A 2,772-nucleotide genomic window follows, 5' to 3' on the forward strand; every position below is an offset into this window, starting at 1 on the left:
GTAGTGAATATTTTTACCGTTCACTACTTCTCGGCACACTATGAACAGTTGCGTGGATTAGTACGGAATTTTGCAAGTACACGACAAACTGAAAATCCCGCAGGAATTTTCAGGATAAGCCTGTAATAGCAATTGTTTATAGCCATTGTTACCACACGTTTTTATTTAAATATTTTGTTCAATTTCTTTACTATCGGATAAAAATCTTTGAATATTGCAAGGTTGTCCTTTTCGTTCTCTGCCTCAAATTTTTCTAAAATCTTTGCTTTAATCCTTGACCGAGCATCTTTTCCCTCATTCGAATTTTCCTGTGATTGTTGAACTAACTCAACATTTTCCGCATATACTTGACCAAGTATATCAGCAGGAACTAAACCTTCTATGCATTTCTTTCCAGTTTCATTTTTACCTATTACAATAAATTCTTTGCCTTCTTTTAAACCTAATGATTCAAATGTTCTTTTGGTATCACTGGATTTATCTCTATCTACGGTAACAACAAATCTTTTAAATCTTTCTTTTACGAACCGAAGCAAAATGTTGTTTTTGATATTACCAGCACCACCATATGCAAAAATTTCTCCTTGAAAATTTAATCGGTCGTTTTGATGTTTTTCTAGTTTTAATAATTCAAAATATTTTTTGTCCGATTCTCCCTCAACCATAATGATATCACTTGTCCCGCTAAAAATTGTAGATTTCAACGGTCCAAAGTCATCTCCAGAAATTCCTAAAGATAAAGCAAAAGGTTCGTGCCAATTTTCGCCCTCTGTATCGATTACTTTTGAACCTTTATGCAAACTACTTAAATCTCTTTCAAGTAATAAATTCGCTTTAGGTTCTTTATGACTTAACAAATATGGACTATGTGTTGCTGTAATTATTTGAATTTTAAATTCTTGAGCAATATCTTGTAATATTCTTCCAAACTCGGCTTGAGCTGACGGGTGCAAAAAGCTTTCAGGCTCCTCAATTATTACAATTGGTGTAAGTCTTTTATTGAGATTTGTTGATTGCTGAATTCTTTTGGCATTCATTAAGTTAAGAAGTATCAAGGTTCTGTTTTTTGTACCTGAACCCCAATCTTCCAAAGAAACTTCAATTCCTTTTTCCTTCAATGATATTTGAATGCTTTCTCTATCAATATTAAAGCTTGGAATACCTAAAGAAACATCATACTTTTCCGTTAATCGACCTAAAAGACTTCCAAATTCAGTTTGGTGTTTTTTTAGTGATTTCTTCACAGCACGCTCTAAAGTTGATTTCTTTTTCGTGATTTGCTCCAAATCGTCAGCACTCAAATATGAAGAAAGTGAATCTCTTCTCCTTTGTGCAAGAAAAAATGGTTCGTCATTTTCTGTTGAATTATGAAATAACACACTTTCCGAACCACGTATTCTATTCATCAGTTCGTCTCTTTTATATTCATCAGAGATTTGATGGTCTCCATAAAACACCTCTATTTCTGTGTTTTTTGAGTCAGGTTGAACTTTACCTTTTAAAATCAAAGTTTCTTTTTCAGAATCAGTTGTTTCTTCCTCCTTAAAAATTAGTTCACGAATGAATTTATTTAAGCCAGCATCATTCTCTCTGTCTAATTCTAAATGAATTTCGACATCAATCTGTTCTTTTGTCTTTTTCCAATAAGGATAATCTGTGTTGTAGTCAATTGGTCCGACTGGATAATTTGAAAAAAACCTGTAATTGTGAGTCAAAAACGAATTTATTGCTTTAATGATATTCGATTTTCCAGAGTTGTTTTTTCCAGAGAGAGCATTGTAATATGGATTAAATTCAATTTCAACGTCTTCTAAACTTCTATAGTTTTTTGCAATAAGTTTGGTTATTCTCATATGGTTATTTCAAATGTGTGGTAACGGTTTGTGTATGGTTTCGTTGTGGAATCGTCCGTTAGGACTATTCCGCTAACGAAATATACAAAGATTATGGAAAGTTGGGGTTAATCACAAAGAAACAATGAACTATACACATTGTTAGGTGACGTTTTTCATTCATTCCTTTTTGTCTTTTGATAAGAGAATATCTTTTATTTTAAGATCAGACTTTTGAATCCAGAGATCCTTTCTCATTTCTAGTATCACCGATAAAAAGTTTTCCCTATTCGGCTAATTGATAAATTTCCTACTCGAAAAAATCACATTCCTTGAAGCATACAGCAACATTTCATGATATTCCATTTTCAAGTATTCAACAATATCTTTTGAAGAGTGTATATCCGGTTGTCTGCTTGCTAAATATTTGATATTATCAGGTTCAAAATACGCATCCATATAAAGCAACATTGACCTATATCGCTTTTGTTTCTGTTCCAATTTTTGAAATTCAATTTCCTTGCGCTTATTTAACCATGAAGTTATAATTCCGCCTATACCTACTAAGCCAAGAAATGATAAAATTATTTGGGTAATTGATTCCATAATTAATTTTGTTATGCCCGCAAATGGCACCTAACGTGAGTTTGCGCAGCAACTCCATTTTTTCTTAAAAATAACAACTTCTAACTTAGTTTAAGTCGATTAAAGGAAGTTTTGTCGTTCCGTAATTCTGGAGTCTGAAGCCTTGGTATTGTAAGAAGTTGGCTTACAAGGTCCAGAATTGGACGCAAGATGGCTGATATCATAGGACGAAGCTCTTTTAGCCTGTTTTTGAGCTCCTTTGGGCCAAGTATGGACATCAGTCTCCTAAGGTTGTAACAGGTCATCATCAAGTTCACCTCCGAGAGCACGTGCTGCTTTCCTTTCATCAGGGTAT

At 33.4% G+C, this 2,772-nt stretch carries 2 protein-coding genes; both read right to left on the reverse strand.

Going from position 1 to position 2,772, the window contains the following annotated elements; genetic code table 11:
• Window positions 1–161: 161 nt before the first annotated feature.
• Window positions 162–1,853 carry an ATP-dependent nuclease gene (locus tag BV214_RS12870; RefSeq protein ID WP_086477924.1) on the reverse strand — a complete coding sequence of 564 codons (1,692 nt, stop codon included), beginning with the start codon at window positions 1,851–1,853 and terminating at the stop codon, window positions 162–164.
• 273 nt (window positions 1,854–2,126) lie between these two features.
• Complete coding sequence (locus BV214_RS12875; protein ID WP_086477925.1) at window positions 2,127–2,438, reverse strand: hypothetical protein; 312 nt, start codon at window positions 2,436–2,438, stop codon at window positions 2,127–2,129.
• Window positions 2,439–2,772: the final 334 nt, after the last annotated feature.

Origin of the sequence: Arenibacter amylolyticus, assembly GCF_002150785.1 — a bacterium.
GTDB lineage: Bacteria > Bacteroidota > Bacteroidia > Flavobacteriales > Flavobacteriaceae > Arenibacter > Arenibacter amylolyticus.

Coding starts and splice junctions, on each gene's coding strand:
- BV214_RS12870 (WP_086477924.1), bottom strand. CDS start 1,853: ATGAGAATAACCAAACTTATTGCAAAAAACTATAGAAGTTTAGAAGAC.
- BV214_RS12875 (WP_086477925.1), bottom strand. CDS start 2,438: ATGGAATCAATTACCCAAATAATTTTATCATTTCTTGGCTTAGTAGGT.